The following is a 26,315-nucleotide window of genomic DNA, read 5'->3' on the forward strand; positions in this document are numbered from 1 at the left end:
AGGGCCCAGGTCGGCCGGCGCGATGCAGGCCATGACGATCCTTGCGACGATGTACCTTGATGCGATGAAAGATTCACTTTTCCAGCGAGACGACGTGGGCAGCGAGCCCTGGTGGCAGGCCGTGGCCTGTCGTGGTACGCCGCTGATCGAACCCACTGCAGACGGACGCTATCGCCTGACCTTTGTCTGGCGCGATCCCGAAGGGCTGGCCGGGCGCTCCGGCACCCAGCGGGTCTGGCTCAACATCACCGGGGTCACCGACCATCATCAACCGGGCCTGCCGCAGAGTCTGCGGCGCCTGCCAGGCACCGATGTCTGGGCTTGGGAAACCGAACTGGATGGCCGCTGGCGCGGCAGCTACTGCCTGATCCCCAGCGGGGAGCCGGCGCCCTTCGAGGGCGAGGCCCAACCCGACCTCCAGGGCATTCGCCTCTGGTGGCGCAGCGTCTTTCCCCTGGCCCAGGCCGATCGGCTCAATCCGCGACGCGCCTGGCAGGGTGGGCGAGGGCTGGCGGTGTCGGGCGTGCACCTGCCGGAGGCGCCTGCCCAGCCGGCCTGGGCGGCCTTCGATGCCGACCGCAGCCTGGCGCCAACGGCCTGGCCGAGTCTGCAACAGTACGAGTGGCAGAGTGCACGGCTGGGCAACAGCCGTCCGGTGTGGGTCTTCGCCACCGGTAATACCACCCCTTTGGAGCGGCCGCTGGCCATCCTGCTGGATGGGCAGTTCTGGGCGCAGACGATGCCCGTGGGCGCGCCACTGCAGCAGCTCACCGCGGCCGGGCAACTGCCGGAGGCGGTCTATCTGCTGATCGACAACAGCGACCGCGCCCTGCGCAGCAGCGAGTTGCCCTGCAATCCACAATTCTGGTTGGCGTTGCAGGAAGAACTGCTGCCCCAGGTGCGCGACTGGGCGCCCCATGCGCAGTCGTCGTCCACGACCGTGGTCGCCGGGCAGAGCTTTGGCGGGCTGGCGGCGCTCTATGCCGCGCTGCATTGGCCGGAGCGCTTCGGCTGCGCCCTGAGTCAGTCCGGGTCCTTCTGGTGGCCGCAGCGCGGCGCGCCAGGACGGCTGTTCGAGGCGCTGGCGAACGGGCAGGGGAGCACCCGCCCCTTGCGGCTGTTCATCGAGGCCGGGTTGCGCGAGCCGGCCATCCTCGAAGCCACGCGCGCCCTGGTCCCGCGCCTGCGCGAGCAGGGCCACGCGCTCGACTATCGCGAGATCGACGGGGGCCACGACGCCCTCTGGTGGCGCGGCGGGCTGCTCGATGGCCTGGTCCAGCTCTGGCGACCCCGGGTCGCCGCCGACGCCCAGCGCTAATCCCCATTGCCAGGAGGTCCGATGGACACCCCCAACCCCTTCGACGATCCCGCCCAGGTGCTGCTGATCCTGCGCAATGCCCGGGGTCAGTGCAGCCTCTGGCCGGAGGCCATGTCCGTCCCCGCCGGCTGGACGCTGGTGTTCGGACCGGCGCCGCGCGCGGCCTGCGACGACTGGCTAGCCAGCCACTGGCGCGATATCCGCCCGGTCGCCTCCCTGCTTTCCTGACTGGAGTTCCTGTGTCCTCTACGCCGCTTTCTCTTTCGCGCCCACTGCCCCTGGTCGCCGCCCAGCCCGGTATCTGGATGGCCGATCAGCTGTCGCCCCATGCCAATGCCTTCGCCGTGGCCCATCTGGTCGAGTTGCGCGGTTCGATCGATGCCCAGGCGCTGCAGGCGGCCATCGTCCAGGGCCTGGGCGAGCTGGACAGCCTGCAACTGAAGTTTGCCGAGCGCGAGGGCGAGCTGGTGCAGTGGATCGACGATGAGGCGGCCACGCCTGCCCCCGAGTGGCTGGACCTGCGCGGGGCCGCCGATCCGGAAGGCGCGGCGCGCGCGGCCATCCGCGCCGACCTCGACGGCGACCTGAGAGCCACCAGTGGCGGGCCGCTGTGGCTCAACCGGATCTACCAGCTGGGTGACGACCACCTGTACTGGTACCAGCGCTATCACCACCTGCTGATCGATGGCTATGGCTTCGCCGCCCTGGCCAAGCGGGTAGCGGCCCTGTACAGCGCCGCGGTGCGCGGCGAGACGCCCGAGGCTTCGCCCTTCGTCTCCTTTGCCGAGGTGGTGCGCGAATACCAGGATTATCGGCAGTCGGCCGTGCGCGAGCGTGACGAAGCCTTCTGGCGTGAGCGCGGCGCAGCCTTGCCGCCGGCCGCCTCCCTGGCACCCGGTGGCCTGGCGGGGCAGGTGCCGACGCCGCGGGTGGTGGAAGCACGCGCCCGGGTGCCCGCCGCGGTCTTCGCCGGGCTGGCCGAGCAGGGCAAGGCCCAGGGCGTGACGCCGGCCGATCTGGCCGTGGCCCTGGCCGCCACCTGGTTCGCCCGTCTCAGCGGTCAGCCGGCCTTCAGCGCCGGCTTCATCTTCATGAGGCGCATGGGGTCGGTGGCGCTGAAATCCGGCGGCGCGACGCTCAACGTCCTGCCCCTGGGCGTGCGCACCGACTCGACCCAGACGCTGCCGCAACTCGCCGCCGTGTTGGCCGCCGAGCTCAAGAAGGTGCGCCGGCACCAGCGCTACGACGCCGAGCAGATCGCCCGCGATCTTGGCCGGCCGGGCGATGCCGAGCCCCTGACCGGACCGGTCATCAACCTCAAGCTGTTCGATTTCGCGCTGGATTTCGCCGGGGTGCCCGGCATCACCCACGAACTGGCCTCGGGGCCGGTGCGCGATCTGGAAATCGCTCTTTATCTAGAAGCGAGCGGCGCCCTGGACATCAAGCTGCTGGGCAACGCCGAGCGCTATGCCGCCGAGCTGTTGCAGGGCCACGCCGAGCGCTTCGGCCTGCTGGCGCAGCAGTTTGCCACTCAACCTGGGCTCACCCTGGGCGAAGCCGATCTGCTGGCGCCCACGGACCAGCACTGGCTGGCCGCCATCAATGCCACCGAGCGCCCGCTGCCCGCCACCACCCTGGCCGCGCTGTTGGCCGAGCAGGCAGCGCGGACGCCCGCGGCACCGGCACTGGCCGATCTGCAGCACGCCTTTACCTATGAGGAGACGCGCCAGCAGGTGCTGGCCCTGGCCCAGCGCCTGAGTCATGCCGGGGTCGGTCGCGGCGACATCGTCGCGGTGGCCCTGCCACGCTCGGTGTTCCTGTCCCTGGCCTTGCTGGCGACGCTCGAGCTGGGCGCGGCCTACCTGCCGCTGGACAGCGGCTATCCGGATGAGCGCCTGCACCTGATGCTCGACGATGCCCGGCCGCGGGTGCTGGTGACCGATGCCAGCCAGCGGGGACGTTTCCCGGGGCTGCGCGAGGAGCAGGTGCTGATTCTCGACGCGCCCCTGAAGGGGCTGGACCAGGCTCCCGCGTTCGAAGGGCCGCGTCCCGCTGATCCGGCCTATCTGCTCTATACCTCCGGCTCGACCGGCCGACCCAAGGGCGTGGTGGTCGGCCATGCGGCCATCGTCAATCGCCTGCTGTGGATGCAGGATAGCTATCCCATCGGCACCGGCGACACCGTCCTGCAGAAGACGCCGAGCAGCTTCGATGTCTCGGTCTGGGAATTCTTCTGGCCGCTGCTGGTGGGCGCCCGGCTGTACCTGGCGCCACCCGAGGCCCATCGCGATCCCCTGGCGCTGCAGGAACTGTTCGCCCGCGAACGGGTGACCACGGTGCATTTCGTGCCCTCGATGCTGGCGGCCTTTGTCGCCAGTCTGGACGAGCCGGCCGCGGTGGCCCGCTGCGCCAGCCTGCGCCAGGTGTTCTGCAGTGGCGAGGCGCTGCCCACCGAACTGGCTCGCACCTGGGAGCGCCGGGTCGGCGCGCCCCTGCACAATCTCTATGGCCCCACCGAGGCCGCGGTCGACGTCTCCTATCATCCGGCCCATGGCGCCGCCCTGGCGGCTGTCAGTGGCAGCAGCGTGCCCATCGGCAAGCCGGTGTGGAACACCGGGCTGCACATCCTCGACGAGCGTCTGCGCCCGGTACCGCCGGGTGTGGCGGGCGAGCTCTATCTGAGCGGGGTGCAACTCGCCGATGGCTACCTGGGCCGTCCCGAGCTGACCGCCGCGCGCTTCATCGCCGCGCCGGACGGGCAGGGCGAGCGCCTCTATCGCACCGGTGACGTGGCGCGCTGGCTGCCCGAGGGCGTCGCCGAATACCTGGGCCGCAGCGACGACCAGGTCAAGTTGCGCGGGCAGCGCATCGAACTGGCGGAAATCGACCACGCCCTGCTGGCGCTGCCCGGCGTGGCCCAGGCGGTCACCCATGCCCGGGTGCTGGGCGAGGCGGCCACCGCCACCGGCGGCGATGCCCGCCAACTGGTGGGCTATCTCGTCGCCCAGCCCGGCGCCGCGCTGGACCTGGAGCGCCTGCGCGCGCGCCTGGGCGAAAGCCTGCCGCCGCACCTGGTGCCGGTGGCCCTGGTGGAGCTGGACGCCTTGCCCCTGGGCGCTACCGGCAAGCTCGATCGCAAGGCCCTGCCGGCGCCCCAGGGCGTGGCCAGGGCCGCCAGTCGCCCCCTGGCGCCGGGGCTGGAAAGCGATCTGGCCGCGGCGTTTTCCGAGGTGCTCGGCTGCGCCATCGTCGGTGCGGACGACGACTTCTTTGCCCTGGGCGGTCATTCGCTGCTGGCCATGACCCTGGCCGCCACGCTGCGTCGGCGCCTGGGGCGGCCGGTGTCCATCGGCCAGATCATGGTGGCCTCCAGTGTCGCCCGCCTGGCCCGGCAGCTGGAGCAGGATGCGGCCAGCGCGACCCGCGCCGGCTTCGAGACCCTGCTGCCGCTACGCCCGGGCGATGGCCCGACGCTGTTCTGCTTCCATCCGGCCTCGGGCTTCGCCTGGCAATTCAGCGTGCTGGCGCGCTACCTGGATCCGCGCTGGTCGCTACTCGGCATCCAGTCGCCGCGTCCGGACGGCCCCCTGGCCCAGGGCGCCGACCTGGAAGCCGTCATCCAGCGCCATCTGCGCACCCTGCGCGAGGTGCAGCCGCAGGGGCCCTATCATCTGCTCGGCTATTCTCTGGGTGGCACCCTGGCCCAGGGTCTGGCGGCGCGGCTGCAGGCGGCAGGAGAGCAGGTCGCCTTCCTCGGCCTGCTCGACACCTATCCGCCGGAAACTCAGAACTGGCAGGAACGCGAAGGCCAGCGCGAGCTGGACCCGGAGGTGCTGGCCGAGGTCAATCGCGAGCGCGAGGCCTTCCTGGCGGCCCAGCAGGGCCTGGCCGATCCCGCGCTGGGGGAGGGGGCGGAGCTGTTCGCCACCATCGAGGGCAACTACGCCGACTCGGTGCGGCTGCTGGCCACGGCGCGCAGCGCGCGTTTCGAGGGCGAGGCGCTGATGTTCGTCGCCCGGCGCACCCTGCCGGCGGGAATGGACGTCAAGGCCACCTGGGCGCCCTGGATCACCCGCCTGCAGGCTCACGAGGTGGATTGCGCCCACGTCGACATCATCGCCCCGGCCCAGCTGACGCAGATCGGCCCGGTGCTGAATCGGGCGTTGAAGGCGCTGTGACGGCTCGCGGGTTCGGCTCGACGGCGACTCCCCGCTCAGGCAAGGTGTGAAGCCTGGGCGGGGCAGGAGAGATGATCGGCCAGGCCGCTCCTTCTCTCGTTGCAGGTGGACCCATGGCGAAAAGCGTGACCATTCAGGATGTCGCCCGGCAGGCAGGCTTGTCCAAGTCTGCCGTTTCGCGCTACCTGAATCACAGTCTGAGCCTGCCACCCGCCACGGCGCAGCGTATCGAAGGGGCCATCGAGGCCCTGGGCTTTCGGCGCAACAGCCTGGCCCAACGCCTGAGCAAGGGCGGCAGCGAGACCATCGGGCTGGTGCTGCCGGACATCGCCAATCCCTTTTTCGCCGAGCTGGCCGACGCCGCCGAGGCCACGGCCTTCGCCCATGGCTACAACCTGGTGCTCTGCCTGACGCGCAACGATCCGGCGCGGGAAATCCAGTACGTCCACTGGAAGGGATCGCGCCGCGTGGATGGTCTGCTGTTCATCACCAACCGCGCGGATGACGGGACGCTGGCGGCGCAACTGGGCGCCTATCGGGAGATCGTGTTGCTGGACGAGGATGTCCCGGGTACCTCGATGCCCAAGGTCTTCGCCGACAATGTCGCCGGCGGCCGACTGGCCACCGAGCATCTGATCCGCCAGGGGCATCGGCGCATCGCCCATGTCTCCGGACCGGCAGCGGTGATGAGCGTGAGGGAGCGGCGCGAGGGCTATGAGCAAGCCCTGGCCGCGGCCGGAATACCCTTGCGTCCCGATTATCTGCTGCTGGGGGAGTACAGCCGCGACTTCGGGCGTCAGGCGGCCGCGACCCTGCTGGATCTGCCGGAGCCGCCTCAGGCGATCTTCGCCGCTAGCGACTTCATCGCGGTAGGGGTGCTCGATACCCTGCGCGAACGCGGCCTGGCGGTTCCCGATGCCCTGTCCCTGGTCGGCTTCGACGACGCGCCCTACGCGGAATTGCTCACGCCGCCGCTCAGTACCGTGCGCCAGTCGGCGCGGGACCTGGGTCGCCAGGGAATCGAAGCCCTGCTGGCGGTGCTTGCCGGGCAGCCGGTAGTCGGGGAGCAGCGGGTCGCCGTGACCCTGGTGGAACGCGGCTCGGTCGCCCCAGCGCCTGCCCCAAGGTAGCACTTGGCGTTTCCATTCTGCCCAGTCGTGGAGCACTCCGGTGGCTGTCCGGCCAGAGGCTCTGCGCAGGGGGTTTGAGTAACCATTTGAATTGGCAGTGGAAGAGGGTCCTCCAGTCGCTGCTGGCACGCCTTGTGCTGTTTCCTTTCCAACAGAACCTTCCCGGTTCTATTTTTTGGCCCACTTAGTAAACCGGTTTACTAACCGCTGCCACATCCGTTGGCAGGGTAGAGGAGGATGGAGATGCTTCGATTCGGCAAGACGTTCGCTTCCATGCTGATGGTGTTCGGATTGGGCCTGGTCGGTAGTGCCCAGGCGGCGCCGGCCAAGCGGCTGGCACTGGTCCAGGTGAATCAGCAGGCGCTCTATTTCACCCAGATCACCCAGGGTGCCCAGGCCGCCGCCAAGGCGGCGGGCGCCGAGTTGGTGGTGTTCAACGCCAACGACAACCCCTCCGCCCAGAACGACGCCATCGAGGCCTACATCCAGGACAGGGTGGACGCCATCCTGGTCTGTGCCATCGACGTCAACGGCATCAAGCCGGCGGTCTCGGCGGCGGTCCAGGCCGGTATCCCGGTGGTGGCCATCGACGCCGTGCTCAATGGCGACAACCAGGTGCAGGTCGGCGTCGACAACCGCGCCGCGGCTCGCCAGCTGGGGGAATACACCGGCAACTACATCACCCGAGAGCTGGGTGGCGAGGCCAAGGTCGGGGTGGTGGGAGCCCTGGGTTCCTACGTGCAGAACCTGCGTCTGGACGGCTTCCGCGAGGGGCTGGCCCAGCGCGCGCCCAAGGCGAAGATCGTCGGTACCGTGGATGGCAACAACGTGCAGGACACCGCGCAGAGCGCCGCGGAAAACCTGCTCACCGCCAATCCGGATCTGCAGATCGTCTATGCCACCGGCGAGCCGGCGTTGATTGGCACCGTGGCGGCCAGCGTCGCCCAGGGCAGCGGCGAGCGCACCCGGATCTTTGGCTGGGACCTGTCGCCCCAGGCCGTCCAGGGCCTGGATGACGGCTCCGTGGCAGTGGTGGTGCAGCAGAACACCCGCGGCATGGGCAAGGCGGCGGTGGAGGCGGCGCTGGCGCTGCTCGCCGGCCAGCAGGTCACCAAGCAGCAGGATATCCCGGTGACCCTGGTCACCCGGGAAAACCTGGATGCCTATCGCGCCGACTTCAAGTAGCGGAGACCCAGCATGGACACTGCGACGACGGTTCCCCGGGTCAGCATGACCGGCATCACCAAGAGCTATGGCTCCATCCAGTCCCTGCGCGGCGTCGACCTCGCCCTGCAGCCCGGCGAGGTCCTGGGGCTGGTCGGCGACAACGGCGCCGGCAAATCGACCCTGACCAAGATTCTTTCCGGCGCGGTGCTGCCCACCAGTGGCTGCATCCGCATCGACGGCCGCGAAGAGGTGTTCCAGGGCCCGGCGGATGCCCAGCGCTGTCGGATCCAGATGGTCTATCAGGATCTCTCCCTGTGCGACACCGTGGACGTGGCCGGCAACCTCTTCATGGGGCGGGAGCCCCGCCGCCGGCTGCTCGGGCTGCCGCTGCTGGACGAGCGCAAGATGCACGCCGATGCGCGCCGCATCCTCGAGGGGCTGGGCATCAGCCTGCCCGATACCCGCGCCCAGGTACGCCACCTCTCCGGCGGCCAGCGCCAGGCCGTGGCCATAGCCCGCGCCGCGGCCTTCGAACCCCGGGTACTGATCATGGACGAGCCGACCGCCGCCCTGGCGGTGGCCGAGGTCGAGGCGGTGCTGGAGCTGATCCGCACCATCAGCCGCCAGGGGGTGAGCGTCATCCTCATCACCCACCGGCTGCAGGATCTCTTCCTGGTCTGCGACCGCATCATGGTGATGTACGAGGGCCAGAACCTGGCCGAGCGGCGGGTGGCCGACACCAGTCTGGGCGAGATCGTCGAGCTGATCGTCGGCCACAAGTTCACCGCCCGTTCCGCCTGCGCCTGAATCGGAGGATTTCATGAATACCCTCGACCTGACCCGACAGCGCGTGGTGGTGCAGTCACCGCTGCGCCGCCTGCTGCACGACTATCCCGGCGTCGCCAGCATCGCGCTGTTCTTCGCCCTCTGCTGCCTGCTGTTCGCGCTGGTGACCGACAACTTCCTCAGCAGCGGCAACCTGCTCAACGTCATTCGCCAGAACGCGCCCTTGCTGATCGTGGCCGTGGCCATGACCCTGGTGGTGACCACCGGTGGCATAGACCTGTCGGTCGGTTCCACCCTGGCCCTGGTGGGCGCCCTGGCCGCCCTCGGCCTCAACACCTGGCAGCTGCCCTGGCCGGTGGTGCTGGCCGGCGGCCTGCTGGTGGGGGCGCTGATCGGTGCGCTGAACGGCTACTTCATCGCCTACGCGGGAATCCCGGCGTTCATCGTGACCCTGGCGACCCTGACCATCATTCGCGGCCTGGCGCTGCTCATCACCCAGGGCTACTCCATTCCGGTTCCCCGTGAACTCAGCGCCTTTCTCGCGCTCGGTCGCGGCTGGGTGCTCGGACTGCCGCTGGCCGTATGGCTCGCGCTCTTCGCGGTGCTCGGCGGCATGCTGCTGCTGGGCAGGATGCGCTTCGGGCGCTATCTCACGGGGATTGGCGCCAATGCCGAAAGCGTCCGCCGGGCAGGGGTGAATACCCGCGGCGTGCTGCTGCGCGTCTACGTCCTGAGCGGCATGGCGGCGGCGCTGGCCGGGATGATCGTAACGGCACGGCTGGGCAGTGGCTCCTCCAACCAGGGGGAGGGCTTCGAACTGGAGGTCATCGCGGCGGTGGTGCTGGGCAGCACCAGTCTGTTCGGCGGCTTCGGCACCATCCTTGGCACCCTGCTGGGCGTGCTGACCATGGCGGTGATCAAGAACGGCCTGATCCTCGCCCATGTGTCGCCCTTCTATACCCAGATCGCCACGGGGGCCATCGTGCTGCTGGCCATCTGGCTCAACACCCGCATCCTCAAGACCGGCCGCCCGCTGGGGAGGGTAGGCGGATGAGTCTGTTTCGCCATCCCGAGCCGCTTCCGGTCGGGGTCGACAGCGGCCATGCCATGACGGTGCTTGGCCCGCTGCCGGTGGACCGGTTGGGCGTGACCCTGATGCACGAGCACATTCTGCTCGACGCCTCCGGCAAATGGGTGCCACCCCGTTGCTGCGGCGAGCGACACCTGGCCGAGCAGCCGGTGAGCATCGAACTGCTCGGCGAGCTGCATATGAATCCGCTGGTCAGCCGCGACAACTGCCAGCTGTTCGACGTGGAGCTGGCCTGCGCCGAGTTGCTGAAATATCGCGCCCTGGGCGGGGAGACGGTGGTCGATCCCACCAACCTCGGCATCGGTCGCGATCCCCAGGCGCTGCAGCGCATCGCGCGGCTCACGGGTCTCAACATCATCATGGGCGCCGGTTTCTACCTGGAGCCCTCGCACCCGGCCTATGTCAGGGAGCGCTCGGTGGAGGAACTCACCGCCCAGATCGTCCACGACGTGGGCGGAGCGGCGGAAAAGCCGGAGGTCATCGCCGGCCTGATCGGCGAGATCGGGGTGTCGGCCGCCTTTACCGACAGCGAGGAAAAATCCCTGCGCGCCGCCGCCCGGGCCAGCGGCCTTACCGGGGTGCCCCTGGCGGTCCATCTGCCCGGCTGGGAACGTTTGGGCCACCGGGTGCTGGACATCGCCGCCGCCGAGGGCGCCGACCTGCACCACGTGGTGCTCTGCCACATGAATCCCAGTCATCGCGACCTCGATTACCAGCACGGACTCGCGGAGCGGGGTGCCTTCCTCGAATACGACATGATCGGCATGGGCTACTACTTCGCCGACGAGGCCGCCCAGTCGCCGTCCGACGAAGACAACGCCCGCGCCCTCGTCGGTCTGCTGGAGGCCGGCTACGGCGAGCGCCTGCTGCTGTCCCAGGACGTCTTTCTCAAGACCATGCTCACCCGCTACGGCGGCCACGGCTATGGCTACCTGCTCAAGCACTTTGTCCCGCGTCTGCGCCGCCACGGCGTCACGGGGGCGCAACTGGAAACCCTGCTGATCGACAACCCGCGCCGCGTCTTCCAGCGCGTTCGATCGGCCTAAAGTCCCGCAACCGGAGAACCTATGAAACAGTCCGTTCTGCTCGCTGGCGAATCCTGGGTCAGCACCGCGACCCATATCAAAGGCTTTGACCAGTTCGCCTCCGTCACCGCCCACAATGGCGCCCAGCGCCTGCTGACCGCACTGGCCGACAGCGACTATGCCGTCACCCAGATGTGCGCCGACCAGGCGCAAACCGACTTTCCGGCGACGCTGGAAGCCCTGCGCGACTACCAGGTGATCATCCTGTCGGATATCGGTGCCAACAGCCTGTTGCTGCATCCGGATACCTGGCTGCGTAGCCGCCGCACACCGAATCGCCTGACGGCGCTGCGCGAGTATGTGCTGCAGGGTGGCGCGCTCATGATGGTCGGTGGCTACTACAGCTTCCAGGGCATCAACGGGGGGGCCCGTTATCGCGGTACGGCGGTGGAAGAGGTGCTGCCGGTGCGTTGCCTGCCCTATGACGACCGCATCGAGGTGCCCGAGGGCTTCACGCCAGAGGTGCACGGCGAGCATGAGTTGCTGCGTGGCCTGCCCCAGGACTGGTCCTATCTGCTGGGCTACAACGAGGTGGAATTGCATCCGGACGCCCAGCTCGTGGCGAGCGTCGCGGGCAGCGGTCATCCGCTGCTGGCGACCCGGGAAGTCGGCCGGGGGCGTACCCTGGTCTGGACCAGCGACATGTCGATGCATTGGATGCCCGACGACTTCCTGGCCGGCGATGCCTATCGCCGCTTCTGGCTCAACTGCCTGGACTGGCTCTCGCGGCGCGCCTGATCACCCGTAGTCCGACTGGAGATCCCCAATGCTCGACGATCCTTTGGCCCTGACCCGAGCGCTGCTGGGATTTCCCACGCTCAATCCGCCGGGCGATGAAGAAGCCTGTGCGCAGTTCCTGGTCACGACGCTCTGCGAGGTGGGCTTCCACTGCGAGTTGCAACATTTCGGCGAACGACGTTGCAACCTAGTGGCCTGGCTACCGGGGCGCGGAGCCGGCAAGCCGCTGGGCTTTACCGGGCACCTGGACGTGGTGCCCCTGGGCAATGGCACCTGGCGCCACGGGCCCTTCGCCGGTGAGGTGGTCGAAGGGCGCCTCTATGGCCGCGGCGCCAGCGACATGAAGGCGGGCATTGCCGCCTTCATCGTCGCCTGCCAGCGCAATCGCGAGGTCATCGCCCAGGGGCCTGGCGTCCGGCTGCTGCTCACCGGCGGTGAGGAAACCGGCTGTGACGGCGCCCGGGCGCTGTGCCGAGACGCGCCGCACCTGCTTGGCGAGCTGGGCGCGCTGCTGGTGGGCGAACCCACCGCCAATCGGCCGGTGCTGGGGCACAAGGGCGCCTTCTGGCTCCGCTGCACCGCCCATGGCCGCACGGCCCACGGCGCCATGCCCGAGGAGGGGGAAAACGCCATCTACCGCCTGGCCGAGGCCATTGGCCAGGCGCGCACCTTCGCCGTCGGCCCGCCGCATCCGCTCATGCGCCAACCCACGCTCAACGTGGGGACCGTCAGCGGTGGGCTGAACATCAACTCGGTGCCGGATCGTGCCGCCTTCACCCTCGACCTGCGGACCGCACCGAACCTGGCGCATGCCGACATCCAGCGGCGTCTGGCCGAGCACCTGGGCAGCGATCTGGAGCTGGAGGTCCTGGTGGATCTGCCCGGGGTCTGTGCCGACAGGAGCGACGCCTGGGTGCGGCAGGTCTTCGACCGTTGCGCTACCCTGCACGGCGAGGCGCTGCCCGCCAGCGTGGTGCCTTATTTCACCGATGCCGCCGTGCTGCTGCCCGCGCTGAACGATCCGCCCACCCTGATCCTGGGGCCGGGAGAACCGAGCATGGCGCACAAGGTGGACGAATACTGCGAGCTGCAACGCCTGGAGGAGGGCACTGAGCTCTACGGGCAGTTGCTCCGGGACTGGATGCTCGCCGGACGCTAGCGCCGCGCCAGGGGCACCACCATGGGGGTGCCGGCCACCGGGTCGTCGATGATCAGGCAGTCCAGGTCGTAGACCGCCTTGATCAGCGCGGGGGTGATGACGTCGCGCGGGCGGCCGGTGGCCAGCACCTTGCCGTCGCGCATGGCCACCAGGTGGGTGGCGTAGCGACAGGCGTGGTTGAGGTCGTGCAGCACCATCACCAGGGTGTGGCCCTGCTGGCGATTGAGGTCTTCCAGCAATTCCAGCAGGTCGATCTGGTGGGTGATGTCGAGCCAGGTGGTGGGCTCGTCGAGCAGCAGCAGCGGGGTTTCCTGGGCCAGGGCCATGGCGATCCATACCCGCTGGCGCTGACCGCCGGAGAGGGTGTCCACCGCCCGGTCGGCCAGTTCGAAGACACCGGTGGCCTGCATGGCGTGAGTGACCGCGCGCTCATCGTCGGCGCGCACGCCGCCGAACAGCGTCTGGTGCGGATAGCGTCCGCGGGCCACCAGGTCGCGCACCGAGATGTCGCCCGGGGCCTGGGAGCTCTGTGGCAGCAGGCCCAGGCGCCGGGCCACCTCCTTGGTGCGATAGCTCTGGATCGCCTGGCCATCCAGCCAGACCTGACCCTGGCTGGGCGCCAGCAGCCGGCTGAGGGTGCGCAGCAGGGTCGACTTGCCGCAGCCGTTGGGGCCGATGATTACCGTCAGCTCGCCATCGGGGATGGTCAGCGACAGGTCTTCGGCGATCAGCTTGCGGCCGTAGCCCAGGGTCAGGCGCTCGGCGTGCAGGCGCGAAGCGGGGGCGTCGTTCATGAGCGGCGGGACTCCCAGATGAGCAGGCCGATCAGGTAGAGCCCACCCAGGCTCACCGTGACCAGGCCGACTGGCAGGACATAGGGCAGGAACAGGCGCTGGGCGATGAGATCCGCGCCCAGCAGCAGGACCGCGCCGGTGAGGGCGGCGGCGGGCAGCGCCAGGCGCTGGGTGCCGGTCAGGCGGCGGGCGATCTGCGGCGCGGCCAGGGCGATGAAGGAGATGGGGCCGGCCACCGCGGTGCCGGCGGCGGTGAGCACCACGCCCAGGCCCAGCAGCGACAGCCGCGTGCGCTCCACTGGCACGCCGAGGGCGCAGGCGGTGTCATCGCCCATCTCCAGCAGGAACAGCCGGCGACTCAGCGCTAGGCTGGCCGCACCCGCCAGCAGGATGAAGACCACCGCCGGCCAGGCCTTGGCCCAGGTGATACCGTTGAGGGAACCAGCGCTCCACAGGCCGGCGCTGAAGGCGGCCTCCAGGGAGGCGTGGACGATCAGCCAGGTGTTGAGCGCCATCAGCAGGGCGCGTACGCCGATGCCGACGATGATGAGTCTGAGGGTATCCACGCCGCTGCCGCGCCAGGTCAGGGCATAGACTAGGGCCGCGCTGAGCAGGCCGCCGATCAGGGCGGCGGTGGTGCTCCAGAGGATGCTGGCCTGGAACAGCACCAGGGCGACCAGCACGCCGCTGTAGGCGCCGGTGTTGAAACCCATGATGTCCGGGCTGCCGAGGGGATTGCGCAGCAGTGACTGGAACAGCGCCCCGCTCAGGCCCAGGGCGGCGCCGATCAGCAGCGCCAGGGCCACCCGCGGCAGGCGCCAGTGGGTGACCACCAGTTCGATGCCGCGCGGCGCCTCGCCGAACAGGGCGCCCAGCACCTGGGCGGGACTCAGGGACAGGCTGCCGCTGGCCAGGGCGAACAGGGCGAGCAACAGGGCGCCGCCGAGCAGGGTGAGCAGCACGCCGGGCAGGCGCAGGCGACCGGGACGGTTCATGCCCGGCCTCCCTGGCGCTGACGGCGCGCCAGCCAGATCAGCAGCGGCGCGCCGAGGAAGGCGGTCACCACCGAGACGCGCAACTCGTTGGTCACCAGCAGGCGGCCGACGATGTCGGCGGTCAGCAGCAGGCTGGGGGTGAACAGCAGGACGAAGGGCAGCAGCCAGCGATGGTCTTCGCCGATGGCCCAGCGACCCAGGTGCGGCACCATCAGGCCGACGAAGGCGATGGGGCCGACCGCCGCGGCAGCGGCGCCACAGAGCAGGGTGATGGCCAGCAGGCCGAGCAACTGGGTCTGGCGGACCCGGGTGCCGAGGGCGACGGCCAGGTCGGTACCCAGGCTCAGGGCGTTCAAGGCTGGCGCCAGCAGCAGGGCGATGAACACCCCGCCCAGCACCGGCAGGCTGGCGCTGCTCAGCAGGTCGAGCTGGCGCACGTCCAGGGAGCCGAATTGCCAGAACCTCAGTTGGTCGTAGACCTGCGGATCGAGCAGGGCGATGCCGGAGCTGACACCTTCGAGCATGGCCCCCAGGGCCACTCCGACCAGCACCAGGCGCATCGGGTTGAAGCCGCCACCGCCTGCGATGCCGGCCAGCAGCACCACCAGACTGGCCAGCAGGGCGCCGCCGAAGGCGAAACCCAGGTACTGCTCGGGACCGCTGGCGCCGAACAGGGCGATGCCCAGCACCACGGCGAAACTGGCGCCGGCATTGACGCCGAGGATGCCCGGGTCGGCGAGGGGATTGCGCGTCAGCGCCTGCATCAGGGTGCCGGCCACGCCCAGCGCCGCCCCGGCGAGCAGCCCGGCGAGGGTGCGTGGCAGTCGCGCCTCGCGCACGATCAGACAGGCCGGCTCGCTGCAGCCCTGGCCCAGCGCCTGCCAGACATCGGCCAGCGGGATGGCGGTGGCGCCGAGCGCCAGGCTGGCGGCCATCACCAGAAGCAGCAGGACAGCGGCGCAGCCGAGGATGAGGAGGCGGCGCGGGATCATCCGCGACGACCGACGGGGAGGGGAGTGAATGAGAACAAGGCGTATTAACACATGATAGTCTGTATTACATGCTAACAGCCTTGCCCCGGCGGCTCGATAGCGTCCCCTGTGTTTTTCCGGTGATTCATGTCCAAGACGTCCTTCCTGCTCGACTTCGGCCTGCTCAGGTCCCACGCCGCCTTTCGCACCCTGTTCATCGCCCGGCTGGTCTCCGTGCTGTCCCTCGGCCTCCTGGCCGTGGCCATCCCCATCCAGGTCCAGGCGCTGACCGACTCGCCGCTCAAGGTGGGCCTGGCACTGAGCATGGCCGGCATCGGCATGTTCGTCGGCCTGCTCACCGGTGGGGTGCTGGCCGACCGCCTGGAGCGGCGCCGGCTGATCCTGGCCGCGCGTTCCATCTGCGGCCTGGGCTTCATCGGCCTGGCGGTCAACGCCAGCCTGCCCGAGCCGTCGCTGACCGCCATCTACCTGCTGGCGCTGTGGGACGGCTTCTTTGGCGCCCTGGGCGTCACCGCGCTGCTGGCGGTCACGCCGATCCTGGTCGGGCGCGAATCCATGGTGCAGGCCGGTGCCCTGAACATGCTCAGCGTGCGGGTGGCGGCCATCGTCGCCCCGCCGCTGGGCACCCTGCTGATCGCCCAGAGTGGCGTGGCCTGGAACTACGGCCTGACCGCCGGCGGTACCCTCATCACCTTGCTGGTGCTCTTGCGCCTGCCGCCGCTGCCTCCGCCGGAACAGCCACGCGAAACGCCCTGGCAAGCCCTGGGCGGCGGCATCGCCTTCCTCTTCGAGAATCGCCTGCTGGGCGCGGTCGCCCTGGTCGGCGCCCTGGTCACCATGGCCAATGCGGTGCGGGTGCTCTATCCGTCGCTGGGCGAGGACTGGGGACTGGATACCGGGCACCTGGGCTGGCTCTATGCCGCCGCGCCCCTGGGCGCGGCCATCGGCGCCCTCACCAGCGGTCGACTGAACCAGGCGCCGCGTCCGGGACGTACCCTGCTGATGACCGCGGTGGCGACCTTTCTGGCGGTGGCGGTCTTCGCGCTGCTGCCCGGCTTCTGGCTGTCGGCGCTGTGCCTGGTGCTGTTCGGCTATCTGGGTGCGCTCAATTCCCTGGTGCAGTACGCGCTGATCCAGCGTCTGACGCCGGATCGCCTGCTGGGGCGCATCAATGCGTTGTGGACGGCGCAAAACATCGGCGGCGAGGCCATCGGCGCGGCACTGTTCGGCGGTCTGGCCAGCCTGATGCTGGCGGCGCAGGCAGCCTGCGTCTTCGGTCTGGTCGCCACCGGGGTAGCTGCCCTCTGCTGGGCGCTGGCCCGCGGTCTGCGTCGAGCGGAAAGCCTGGGCGCCTAGCGTGTAAAACCGCCACGGCGTTTCTAACGGGTGCATACGGCGATCAGCAGTGGACAAGACCGATCGCGGCCATGGGCCGCTCCTACAGGCTAGCCGGCACCTGTAGGAGCGGCCCATGGCCGCGATCACCAAAACAACGATGTCTTTTAGGATCGGCCGCATCGGCGGACCGCCATGGCCGCTATCAGACTGCTCGCCTAGAAAACCTCACAGTAACTGTTCTGCTCAGGGCTTGGCGTAGCGCTGCTCCAGACGATCCAGCAGCAGGTTGGCGCTGTAGGGGTCGAGACGGAAGGTCTCGGCGCCCAGGGCTTCCACGCGGTTGTCCTTGACCGCCGGCAGGTGCGTCAGGAGCGGATTGCTGCGTACCGCCTCGGCTTCCTTGGCGTCCGCGGCGAACAGCAGAAAGGTCTGGCCCGTGAGACCGGTGGCGACGTTCTCGCCGGCGAGCTGCAGGATGTCGTGGCGCTGCCCCTGGCTATGGCCGGTCTCCAGCCCCGCCGGCAGTTTCGCCAGGGTGAAGCCCAGGCTTTCCAGCAACTGGCCCTGGGAAGAGGCGGCGGTCCAGAGATTGGCCTGGCGCGTCGCCGGGTTGTAGACGAAGGCGGATACCGGTTGCGGCGGCAGCTGCAGGCGCGCCTTGAGATCGGCGACGCGCCGGTCGAAGTCGCCGACCACCTTGCGGGCGGCGTCCTCGTGGCCGGTGGCCTGGCCGAGCAGTTCCACCACCTGTTGCCAGCTGCGATTGTCGTAACCCACCACCAGCACCGGGGCGATGGCCTTGAGTTGCTCGACCAGGCGTAGCGCCGAGTCGTTGCCGGTGGCGCTGACCAGGATCAGGTCCGGCGCCTCGGCGGCCACGGCTTCGGCATTGGCCTCGCCGATATATAGCCGCTTCACGTCGCGCTGCCTGGCGACCGCGCCCCACTGGCGCAGGAAGCCCTGGTCGTCGGCGAATCTGTTGTTGGGCGAGGTGGCGCCGCTGGCCACCACCGGCGCGCCGATGGCGAGCAGGGAACCGGTAAGGGTGACGCTGGTGGAGACGATGCGTTGCGGCTTGGCGGGCAGGGTCACCTGGCTGCCGTCGGCGCTGATCTGCCGCGGCCAGTCCGCCGCCTGAGCGGGGCCGCCCAGGATCAGAGTGGCGACCGCCAGAGTGGTGAGAATGCGAAACACTGAGAACAAGCTGAACATGGACGCCTTCCAGTTGTAAGATAATCACTCTCATTTTCAAAGAACCACCCCCTGGGCAGCAAGTCGTTCCTTTCCAGTAGCCGACAGGGCCAGGGCAGGAGCCGTGGATCCGGTACCCGCCGGCGCTCTGCCCAGTGGAGATTCACCAGATATTTCAAAGGGTTGCTGGCCATTCGGCGAGATCGTTCGGTCGCTAACGAATTGACTTTCCGGCAGGCAACCTTTAGCTTCTGCTTATTGATAAGCATTATCATTCTTGTAGAGGTCCATCGAAATGACGAGCAAGAGGGCTGAGGTGGTCGGCGGAGTCGCTGCCGATCGTCGGGAACAGGCCGCATTCCTGTTCCAGTCGGGTGATCGCGTCCTGCAAGGGCGGGGCATCTGTGCCCGGGTCGAGACACCGGCCAGTGGCGGCGCGCACCGGGATAGCCTGTTCCTGCACGCCGTGGATGAGGCCTTCGCCCGTGCCCGCCAGGCCGGCATCGCCGAGCCGGTGATCATGGGTGCCATTCCCTTCGATACCACCAGGCCCTCCTGCCTCTATGTGCCTCGGGAGCATGCCTGGACGGCGCGCCCGGCGCCGGTCTGCAGCGCAGGGGTTGCCCCGGCGCAGGTGCGCGAGGTGCGCAACCTGCCCAGCGCGGACGGCTTCTGCCTGGCGGTGGAGGAGGCCATCGAGGCCTTCCGCCGTGGCGAGCTGAGCAAGGCGGTGCTGTCGCGCATCCAGGAGATCCGCCTGGCCGAGCCTGCCGACGTGGAGACCATCCTCGCCAATCTGGCGCGGCAGAATCCCACCGGCTATCAATTCCGCATCCCCACCGCCGAGGGCGGCGAGCTGGTCGGGGTCAGCCCCGAGTTGCTGGTGCGCAGGCAGGGTGCCCAGGTCCATACCAATCCCCTGGCCGGTTCGGCCAGGCGCCGCGCCGATCCGCAGGAAGACCAGCGCGTCGCCCGCGAGTTGCTGGAGTCCAGCAAGGACCACTACGAACATCGTCTGGTGATCGAGGACATCCGCGAGCAGCTGGCGCCGCTGTGCAGCCGGCTGGACGTACCCGAAGGCCCCTCGCTGCTCAGCACCAACGCCATGTGGCACCTGTCCACCGCCATCGACGGCGAGCTGGCCGACAGCCGCACCTCGGCGCTGCAACTCGCCTGCCGCCTGCATCCGACTCCGGCGGTGTGCGGCTTTCCCACGGCCGCGGCGCGCCAGTTGATCCAGCGCATCGAGCCCTTCGACCGCGGCCTGTTCACCGGCATGGTCGGCTGGTGCGATGCCCAGGGCAACGGCGAGTGGGTGGTCACCATCCGCTGCGGCACGGTGCACGGCGACTGGCTGCGGCTGTTCGCCGGTGCCGGCATCGTCGAAGCCTCCGACCCCGCGGCGGAGTGGGCCGAGGTTACCGCCAAACTGGGCACCATGCGTGCCGCCTGTGGATTGCTCGACGAGGAGAACCCCACGTGAGTCTGGAATTCACCCCCTGGCCGGACGACCTGGCGGCGCGCTATCGCGCCCTGGGTTACTGGCCCGACCTGCCGATGACCGAGATCCTGGCGCGCAGCCGCGCGACCCTGCCGGACGCGCCGGCGATCCTCTGCGGCGAGCGGCAGCTGAGCTATGCCGAGCTGGACGAGCGTTCCAGTCGCCTGGCCGCCCACCTGCAGGCCGCCGGGATGCGCCGCCACGACACGGCCCTGGTGCAGCTGCCCAACGTGGCCGAGTTCTACGTGGTGTTCTTTGCCCTGCTCAAGGCCGGCATTGCCCCGGTCAATGCGCTGTTCAGCCATCAGAAGCTGGAGTTGCTCGCCTATGCGCAGCAGATCCAGCCCCGGCTGCTGATCGCCTCCAGCGAGCACAATCTGTTCCGCGACGACAACTTCCTCGCCGAGTTGCGCGACGTGGCGCCGGGCCTCGGCGAGGTACTGCTGGATGGCGCCGACGACGCGCGCAGCCTGCAGCAGCGCCTGGATACCCCGCTGGACGGTTTTCAGCTGACGCCCACCGCCGGTGGCGAGGTGGCCTTCTTCCAGCTATCCGGGGGCAGCACCGGCACGCCCAAGCTGATCCCCCGCACCCACAACGACTACTACTACAGCCTCAGACGCAGCGTCGAGATCTGCCGCCTGAGCCCGGCGACGCGCTTTCTCTGTGCGCTGCCGGCGGGCCACAACTACACCCTCAGCTCGCCCGGCGCCCTGGGCGTCTTCATCGCCGGCGGCTGCGTGGTCATGGCCCGCGATCCCGAGCCGCTGCGCTGCTTCGCGCTGATCGAACGCCATCAGGTGGACTGGGTGGCCCTGGTACCCCCGGCGGTGGCGCTCTGGCTGCAGGCCGCGGCCGCGCCCGAGCAGCGTGCGCGACTCGCCAGCCTGCGCGTGGTGCAGGTGGGCGGTGCCAGCTTCGCCGAAGCCCAGGCCCGCCGCGTGCCCGCGGAATTGGGCTGCCAGTTGCAGCAGGTGTTCGGCATGGCCGAAGGCCTGGTCAACTACACCCGCCTCGACGACGAACCCGAGCGCATCTTCACCACCCAGGGCCGGCCCATGAGCCCGGATGACGAAGTGCGCATCACCGACGAGGACGGCAATCCCGTGCCCGACGGCGAGCCCGGCCTGCTGTCCACCCGTGGCCCCTACACCTTCCGCGGCTACTACCGCAGCCCCGAGCACAACGCCCAGGTGTTCGACGCCGAGGGCTTCTATTTCTCCGGCGACGTGGTCCAGCGCGATGCCGCCGGCTACCTCAAGGTGGTCGGGCGGGTGAAGGACCAGATCAACCGCGGCGGTGAAAAGATCGCTGCCGCCGAGATCGAGGGCCTGCTGCTGCGCCATCCCGGCATCACCCACGCGGCCCTGGTCGCCATCGCCGACGACTTGATGGGCGAGAAGAGCTGCGCCTGCCTGGTGGTGAGCGATCCGGCGCTCAAGCCGGTGGCGCTGCGCCGCTACCTGCGCGAGCAGGGCGTGGCCGAGTACAAGCTGCCCGACCGTTTCCAGTTCCTTGACCAGCTGCCGCTCACCGCCGTCGGCAAGATCGACAAGCGCCGCCTGCGCGAGCAGCTGCAGACCCCATCCACCGGGCGTTCCTAAGGTTTCCCATGGCTATTCCCCGTCTTGCCTCCTATCCCTTGCCCCAGCCCGACGGCTTCCCCGCCAACAAGGTGGACTGGACGCCCGTGGCCGATCGCGCCGTGCTGCTGATCCACGACATGCAGCGCTATTTCGTCGAATTCTATGGCGACGACAGCCCGCTGATCGATCAGGTGGTGGCCAACATCGCCGCCCTGCGCGCCTGGGCCGATGCCCAGGGCGTGCCGGTGGTCTATACCGCCCAGCCCACCGACCAGCCGCCGGCCGATCGCGCCCTGCTCAACGACATGTGGGGCCCGGGCCTGACCCAGGCCGATCCCGCGCTGCAGCAGGTGGTGGACGCGCTGGCGCCCAAGGCTGACGACGTGGTGCTGACCAAGTGGCGCTACAGCGCCTTCCACCGTTCCAACCTGCAGGACCTGATGACCGAATGGCGGCGCGATCAGCTGATCGTCTGCGGCGTCTATGCCCATATCGGCTGCCTGACCACCTGCACCGATGCCTTCATGAGGGATATCCAGGCCTTCCTGATCGGCGACGCCGTGGCCGACTTCAGCGAAGAAGAGCACCGCATGGCGCTGCGCTACGTGGCTACCCGCTGCGGCAGCACCCTGAGCACCGCCCAGGTCACCGGCGCGGGTGCGGCCGTGCTCGATGAAGCCTGGCTGCGCGCCCAGGTCCAGCCGCTGCTGGACGCCGATGATGAAGCACCGGCGCTGGACGACAACCTCACCGATTTCGGCCTGGACTCGGTGCAGGTCATGACCCTGGTGGGCGAGTGGCAGAAGCGCGGTCTGCCGGTGACCTTCGCCGATCTCGCCGCCCAGCCGACCCTGCAGGGCTGGCTGGACCTGCTGCGCGCGCGCGCCTGAGGAATCTGCTGATGACGCAACTGGATTTCACCGGCAAGCGCGTCTGGGTGACCGGCGCAGGGCAGGGCATCGGGCTGCAGGTGGCGCGGCGCTTCCAGGAAGCGGGCGCCGAGGTGATCGGCCTCGACCGGCAATTCGCCGAGGGCAGCTATCCGTTCCGCACCCAGCTACTGGACGTCGCCGACGCGGCCCAGGTGGAGGACGTCTGCCAGGCGCTGCTGGCTGAAGAGCGCCGCCTGGACGTGCTGGTCAATGGCGCCGGCGTGCTGCGCCTGGGCACCAGCGACAGCCTGAGCCTGGACGACTGGCAGGCGCTGCTGGACGTCAACGTCTCCGGCCCCTTCTACCTGTTCCGCCAGCTGGTGCCGCTGTTCAAGGCCCAGGGCCGGGGCGCCATCGTCAACATCGCCTCCAACGCCGCCCATGTGCCGCGCCTGCAGATGGCCGGCTACTGCACCTCCAAGGCGGCGCTGGTGTCCCTGAGCCACTGCGTGGCCCTGGAACTGGCCGGGTCGGGCGTGCGCTGCAACGTGGTCTCGCCGGGCTCCACGGCGACCCCCATGCTGGCCGGCATGCTCGGCTCGCCCGAGGGTTACCAACGCCTGGTGGACGGCCTGCCGGAAGACTTCAAGCTGGGCATCCCGCTGCGCAAGATCGCCCAGCCCGACGAGATCGCCAACACCGTGCTGTTCCTCGCCTCGGACCTGGCCAGCCATATCACCATGCAGGACATCGTGGTGGACGGCGGCGCGACCCTGGCGGCGTGAGAGGTTTTCGTCGGTTGGGTTGAGCGCCAGCGAAGCCCAACACGGCGGGTTCGACTCCGCCTGTTGGGCTTCGACGATGGGGCTGTCTCAACCCAACCTACGGCTTGCCTCGCGACCGATCCCGGGCTTGCCGGGGCAGAAGAAGCTGAACGCCTGCTCGGATAGCCCCCTCTCCCCTCGGGAGAGGGTTGGGGTGAGGGCGCCCCTCGCTAGGGAGCCCAGTGGAAAAGGCTGCGCCGTTTTCCACGCTACGTGGCCGAGCGGTGCCGTAGGTTGGGTTGAGCGCCAGCGAAGCCCAACGCGATGGGTTCGCCCCCGCCTGTTGGGCTTCGACGATGGGGCTGTCTAAACCCAACCTACGGCTTGCCTCGCGACCGATCCCGAGCTTGCCGGGGCGGAAAATCCTGAACGCCTGCTCGGATAGCCCCCTCTCCCCTCGGGAGAGGGTTGGGGTGAGGGCGCCCCTGGCTAGAAAGCCCAGTGGAAAAGGCTGCGCCGTTTTCCACGCTACGGACTCAAAGATACGGCGGTGAACCGGGGCTCGACCGCTGGCAGCGGGAGAGTAGCCAGGTTGGTCTGAGTGATAGCGAAGCCCAGGGTATTGTCATGAAACGCATCGCGAGGCCGCTCCTACAGTCTGTGCTCAACCTGTAGGAGCGGCCGCATCGGCGGACCGCCATGGCCGCGATTGGTATTGCTGAAGAGCTTCGCTAACGAAGCCCTCCACTCAACCCGCCACCAGCACCCGGATCGCTTCCAGGCGCAGCGAGGCCTTGTCCAGGTAGGTCAGGCCTTCTTCGCGTTGCTGGCGCAGGCGGTCGATCTCGTCCTGGCGGACGCTGGAATTGACCGCGCGCAGGGCTTCCAGGCGGGCGATCTCTTCGTCCATGCCCGACAGGTAGGCCTGGCGGGCCTTGGCCACGCGTTCCTCGTGGCGGGGCAGGGCTTTGCCTTCGCCACCGCCGATCAGCTTGGCCAGGGAGTCGCGCTGGGCCTGGACGAACTTGTTGGCACTGGTGCGCGGCACGCTTTCCAGCTGATCGTTGAGGGTCTCGAAGGCCACCCGGGCAGCCAGGTCGTTGCCGTTGGCGTCCAGCAGGCAGCGGATCGCCAGGGGCGGCAGGTAGCGGCCCAGTTGCAGGGCGCGCGGCGCCACCGCCTCGCTGATGTAGATCAGCTCCAGCAGGACAGTGCCCGGCTTGAGCGCCTTGTTCTTGATCAGCGCCACGGCGGTGTTGCCCATGGAGCCCGACAGCACCAGGTCCATGCCGCCCTGGGCCATGGGATGCTCCCAGGTCAGGAATTGCATGTCTTCGCGGACCAGGGCCACGTTGCGGTCGTAGGTGATGGTCACGCCTTCGTCGTCGCCCAGGGGGAAGCCGGCGTCGAGCATCTTCTCGCTGGGCTTGAGAATCAGGGCGTTGTCGGAATGATCTTCGCTGTCGATGCCGAAGGCGTTGAACAGCTCTTCCATGTACATCGGCAGGGCGAATTGGTCGTCCTGCTCGAGGATGTCCTCGACCAGTTGCTCGCCGGCACCGGCGCCGGAGGAGTTGAGTTCCAGCAGGCGGTCACGGCCATTGTGCAGCTCGGCTTCCAGCGTTGCGCGCGCCTGGGCGCCCTGTTCCAGCAAGGCCTGCCAGGTGGCGTCGTCGCCACCGGCCAGCTGCTCGTCGAGCTCGCTGGCGAAGCGCGCCTGCAGGGCGCTGCCGGTGGGCGAGGTGGCCAGGAAGGCGTTCAGCGCCTGGTGGTACCACTGGAACTGACGCTCCTGGCGGCTGCCTTCGAGGTAGGGCACGTGCAGCTGGATGGTGTGGCGCTGACCGATCCGGTCGAGACGGCCGATGCGCTGCTCCAGCAGGTCTGGGTGGGCCGGCAGGTCGAACAGCACCAGGTGGTGGGCGAACTGGAAGTTGCGGCCCTCACTGCCGATCTCGGAGCAGATCAGCACCTGGGCGCCGAATTCCTCGTCGGCGAAGTAGGCGGCGGCGCGGTCGCGCTCGAGGATGCTCATGCCCTCGTGGAACACCGTGGCCGGGATGCCGGACTTCAGGCGCAGGGCGTCTTCCAGGTCCAGGGCGGTTTCCATGCGCGCGCAGATGACCAGCACCTTGTGCGGCTTGAGCGCCTTGAGGGTGTCGATCAGCCACTCGACGCGGCCGTCGTGGCGCCACCAGCGGTCGTTATCGTCTTCCGGGGCGAATTCGGTTTCCGGCTGCAGCGACTGGCCGGGCATGACGCCCTCGTCCAGGTAGGCATCCGGGAAGGGCAGGGCGTGGGCGTGCAGCTCGCGCTCGGGGAAACCCTTGACCGCGGCGCGGGTGTTGCGGAACAGCACGCGGCCGGTGCCGTGGCGATCCAGCAGCTCGCGCACCAGGCGCGCGCGGGCCTCGGCATCGCCGGCGGCGGCAGCGTTCAGCAGGGTCTCGCCTTCCTGGCCGAGGAAACCGCCGATGGCGTCCTGGGCGGCCGGGCTGAGGGCGCCGGCGTCGAGCAGTTCCTGCACGGCTTCGGCCACCGGGCGATAGTGCTGGGACTCCTGCTGGAAGGCGGCGAAGTCGTGGAAGCGGCTGGGATCGAGCAGGCGCAGGCGGGCGAAGTGGCTGTCCTGGCCCAGTTGCTCGGGGGTCGCGGTCAGCAGCAGCACGCCGGGGATGACCTCGCCCAGTTGCTCGACCAGGCTGTATTCGCGGCTGGCGCCCTCGGGGTGCCAGACCAGGTGGTGGGCTTCATCGACCACCAACAGGTCCCAGCCGGCGGCGAAGGCGGCATCCTGGGCCTTTTCGTCGCGCACCAGCCAGTCCAGGGAGACCAGGGCGAGCTGGGCGTCCTCGAAGGGGTTGCCCTCTTCGCTGGCCATGAAGCGCTCGGCGTCGAACAGCGCCACTTCCAGGTTGAAGCGGCGGCGCATCTCCACCAGCCACTGGTGCTGGAGATTTTCCGGGACCAGGATCAGCACGCGGCTGGCGCGACCGCTGAGCAGCTGGCGATGGATCACCAGGCCGGCTTCGATGGTCTTGCCCAGGCCCACTTCGTCGGCCAGCAGGACGCGCGGCGCGACCCGGTCGGCCACGCTGCGGGCGATGTGCAGCTGGTGCGGGATCGGCTGGGCGCGGGTACCGCCAAGGCCCCAGAGGCTGGACTGCAGGAGGCGGTTGCGGTGCTCGTGGGTGTGATAGCGCAGACCGAACCAGGGCAGGGGATCGATCTGCCCGGCGAACAGGCGGTCGCTGGCCAGGCGGAACTGGATGAAGTTCGACAGCTGGGCCTCGGGCACGCTGCGTGCCTCGCGCTCGGCGGTGAAGCCGTGGTACGTCAGCAGGCCGTCCTCTTCGGAGACCTCGCGCACGGTGAGCTTCCAGCCCTCGAAATGGGTCACCTCGTCGCCCGGGGCGAAGCGCACCCGGGTCAGCGGGGCGTTGCGCTGGGCATACTGGCGCGTCTCACCGGTGGCTGGATAGAGCACCGTGAGCAGGCGGCCGTCCAGGGCCAGGATGGTTCCCAGGCCCAGTTCGGCCTCACTGTCACTGATCCAGCGTTGTCCCGGTTGATGCGACGCCATGTGGAAGCTTCTCCCCAGCTATCAAAAAGCCGGCTATTTTAGCGAAAG

20 protein-coding genes are annotated in these 26,315 nt (G+C 69.0%); 15 read left to right on the top strand and 5 right to left on the bottom strand.

Going from position 1 to position 26,315, the window contains the following annotated elements; translation table 11 throughout:
- Positions 1-64: 64 nt before the first annotated feature.
- From fes to PSEK12I1_RS0113250, 10 genes are all read left to right on the top strand, one after another.
- The gene (fes, locus tag PSEK12I1_RS0113205; protein ID WP_027601831.1) at positions 65-1,318 is read left to right on the top strand and encodes an enterochelin esterase; all 1,254 of its coding nucleotides are present in this window, start codon (positions 65-67) and stop codon (positions 1,316-1,318) included.
- Between the two features lie 21 nt (positions 1,319-1,339).
- Positions 1,340-1,546, top strand: a complete 207-nt coding sequence (locus tag PSEK12I1_RS0113210; RefSeq protein WP_027601832.1) for an MbtH family NRPS accessory protein — start codon at positions 1,340-1,342, stop codon at positions 1,544-1,546.
- A gap of 11 nt (positions 1,547-1,557) precedes the next feature.
- Positions 1,558-5,496: an enterobactin synthase subunit F gene (locus PSEK12I1_RS0113215; protein ID WP_027601833.1), complete on the top strand. Its 3,939-nt coding sequence runs from the start codon at positions 1,558-1,560 to the stop codon at positions 5,494-5,496.
- A 113-nt stretch (positions 5,497-5,609) separates the two neighbouring features.
- Entirely contained in the window at positions 5,610-6,626 is a 1,017-nt protein-coding gene (locus PSEK12I1_RS0113220; protein WP_027601834.1) for a LacI family DNA-binding transcriptional regulator, read from the top strand.
- 243 nt (positions 6,627-6,869) lie between these two features.
- Positions 6,870-7,811: a substrate-binding domain-containing protein gene (locus PSEK12I1_RS0113225; protein ID WP_027601835.1), complete on the top strand. Its 942-nt coding sequence runs from the start codon at positions 6,870-6,872 to the stop codon at positions 7,809-7,811.
- Between the two features lie 12 nt (positions 7,812-7,823).
- The gene (locus PSEK12I1_RS0113230; RefSeq protein WP_027599921.1) at positions 7,824-8,600 is read left to right on the top strand and encodes an ATP-binding cassette domain-containing protein; all 777 of its coding nucleotides are present in this window, start codon (positions 7,824-7,826) and stop codon (positions 8,598-8,600) included.
- Positions 8,601-8,613: 13 nt separating this feature from the next.
- A complete protein-coding gene (locus PSEK12I1_RS0113235) occupies positions 8,614-9,633 on the top strand; it encodes an ABC transporter permease (protein WP_027601836.1) in 1,020 nt (339 codons plus the stop codon).
- Positions 9,630-10,715, top strand: coding sequence for a phosphotriesterase (locus PSEK12I1_RS0113240; protein ID WP_027599919.1), 1,086 nt, complete (start codon positions 9,630-9,632; stop codon positions 10,713-10,715). The genes PSEK12I1_RS0113235 and PSEK12I1_RS0113240 overlap by 4 nt, the downstream gene beginning before the upstream one ends.
- A gap of 21 nt (positions 10,716-10,736) precedes the next feature.
- Positions 10,737-11,492: a glutamine amidotransferase gene (locus tag PSEK12I1_RS0113245; protein WP_027601837.1), complete on the top strand. Its 756-nt coding sequence runs from the start codon at positions 10,737-10,739 to the stop codon at positions 11,490-11,492.
- A 28-nt stretch (positions 11,493-11,520) separates the two neighbouring features.
- On the top strand, positions 11,521-12,651 hold the full coding sequence (locus tag PSEK12I1_RS0113250) for a M20 family metallopeptidase (RefSeq protein WP_027601838.1): 1,131 nt from the start codon (positions 11,521-11,523) through the stop codon (positions 12,649-12,651).
- Here the strand turns inward: PSEK12I1_RS0113250 and PSEK12I1_RS0113255 are convergent.
- Genes PSEK12I1_RS0113255 through fepD form a run of 3 tightly spaced genes read right to left on the bottom strand, consistent with a single transcriptional unit; the run spans position 12,648 to position 15,432 of the window.
- A complete protein-coding gene (locus tag PSEK12I1_RS0113255; RefSeq protein WP_027599916.1) occupies positions 12,648-13,445 on the bottom strand; it encodes an ATP-binding cassette domain-containing protein in 798 nt (265 codons plus the stop codon). The two genes, PSEK12I1_RS0113250 and PSEK12I1_RS0113255, sit on opposite strands and share 4 nt — an antisense overlap.
- A complete protein-coding gene (fepG, locus tag PSEK12I1_RS0113260; protein WP_027601839.1) occupies positions 13,442-14,440 on the bottom strand; it encodes an iron-enterobactin ABC transporter permease in 999 nt (332 codons plus the stop codon). The genes PSEK12I1_RS0113255 and fepG overlap by 4 nt, the downstream gene beginning before the upstream one ends.
- Positions 14,437-15,432: a Fe(3+)-siderophore ABC transporter permease gene (fepD, locus tag PSEK12I1_RS0113265; RefSeq protein WP_027601840.1), complete on the bottom strand. Its 996-nt coding sequence runs from the start codon at positions 15,430-15,432 to the stop codon at positions 14,437-14,439. Before fepD ends, fepG begins: the two co-directional genes overlap by 4 nt.
- A 126-nt stretch (positions 15,433-15,558) precedes the next feature.
- Between fepD and entS the strand changes: the two genes are divergently transcribed.
- Positions 15,559-16,788: an enterobactin transporter EntS gene (gene entS, locus PSEK12I1_RS0113270; protein ID WP_027601841.1), complete on the top strand. Its 1,230-nt coding sequence runs from the start codon at positions 15,559-15,561 to the stop codon at positions 16,786-16,788.
- Between the two features lie 225 nt (positions 16,789-17,013).
- On the opposite strand, the gene fepB is transcribed toward entS, so the two are convergent.
- Positions 17,014-17,982, bottom strand: a complete 969-nt coding sequence (fepB, locus tag PSEK12I1_RS0113275) for a Fe2+-enterobactin ABC transporter substrate-binding protein (RefSeq protein ID WP_037006983.1) — start codon at positions 17,980-17,982, stop codon at positions 17,014-17,016.
- A gap of 274 nt (positions 17,983-18,256) precedes the next feature.
- Between fepB and PSEK12I1_RS0113280 the strand changes: the two genes are divergently transcribed.
- The 4 genes from PSEK12I1_RS0113280 to dhbA are packed head-to-tail and all read left to right on the top strand — an operon-like array spanning position 18,257 to position 22,705.
- On the top strand, positions 18,257-19,444 hold the full coding sequence (locus tag PSEK12I1_RS0113280) for an isochorismate synthase MenF (protein ID WP_231501003.1): 1,188 nt from the start codon (positions 18,257-18,259) through the stop codon (positions 19,442-19,444).
- Complete coding sequence (locus PSEK12I1_RS0113285) at positions 19,441-21,066, top strand: (2,3-dihydroxybenzoyl)adenylate synthase (RefSeq protein ID WP_027601844.1); 1,626 nt, start codon at positions 19,441-19,443, stop codon at positions 21,064-21,066. The genes PSEK12I1_RS0113280 and PSEK12I1_RS0113285 overlap by 4 nt, the downstream gene beginning before the upstream one ends.
- Positions 21,067-21,074: 8 nt before the next feature.
- Positions 21,075-21,938, top strand: coding sequence for an isochorismatase family protein (locus PSEK12I1_RS0113290; protein ID WP_007160298.1), 864 nt, complete (start codon positions 21,075-21,077; stop codon positions 21,936-21,938).
- A gap of 11 nt (positions 21,939-21,949) precedes the next feature.
- Positions 21,950-22,705 (top strand): 2,3-dihydro-2,3-dihydroxybenzoate dehydrogenase, encoded by a 756-nt coding sequence (gene dhbA / locus PSEK12I1_RS0113295; RefSeq protein ID WP_007160297.1) that lies wholly within the window; start codon positions 21,950-21,952, stop codon positions 22,703-22,705.
- A gap of 727 nt (positions 22,706-23,432) precedes the next feature.
- Here the strand turns inward: dhbA and rapA are convergent.
- Positions 23,433-26,267: an RNA polymerase-associated protein RapA gene (gene rapA / locus PSEK12I1_RS0113300; protein WP_027599909.1), complete on the bottom strand. Its 2,835-nt coding sequence runs from the start codon at positions 26,265-26,267 to the stop codon at positions 23,433-23,435.
- Positions 26,268-26,315: the final 48 nt, after the last annotated feature.

The organism is Pseudomonas sp. MOIL14HWK12:I1, assembly GCF_000510705.1.
GTDB lineage: Bacteria > Pseudomonadota > Gammaproteobacteria > Pseudomonadales > Pseudomonadaceae > Chryseomonas > Chryseomonas oryzihabitans.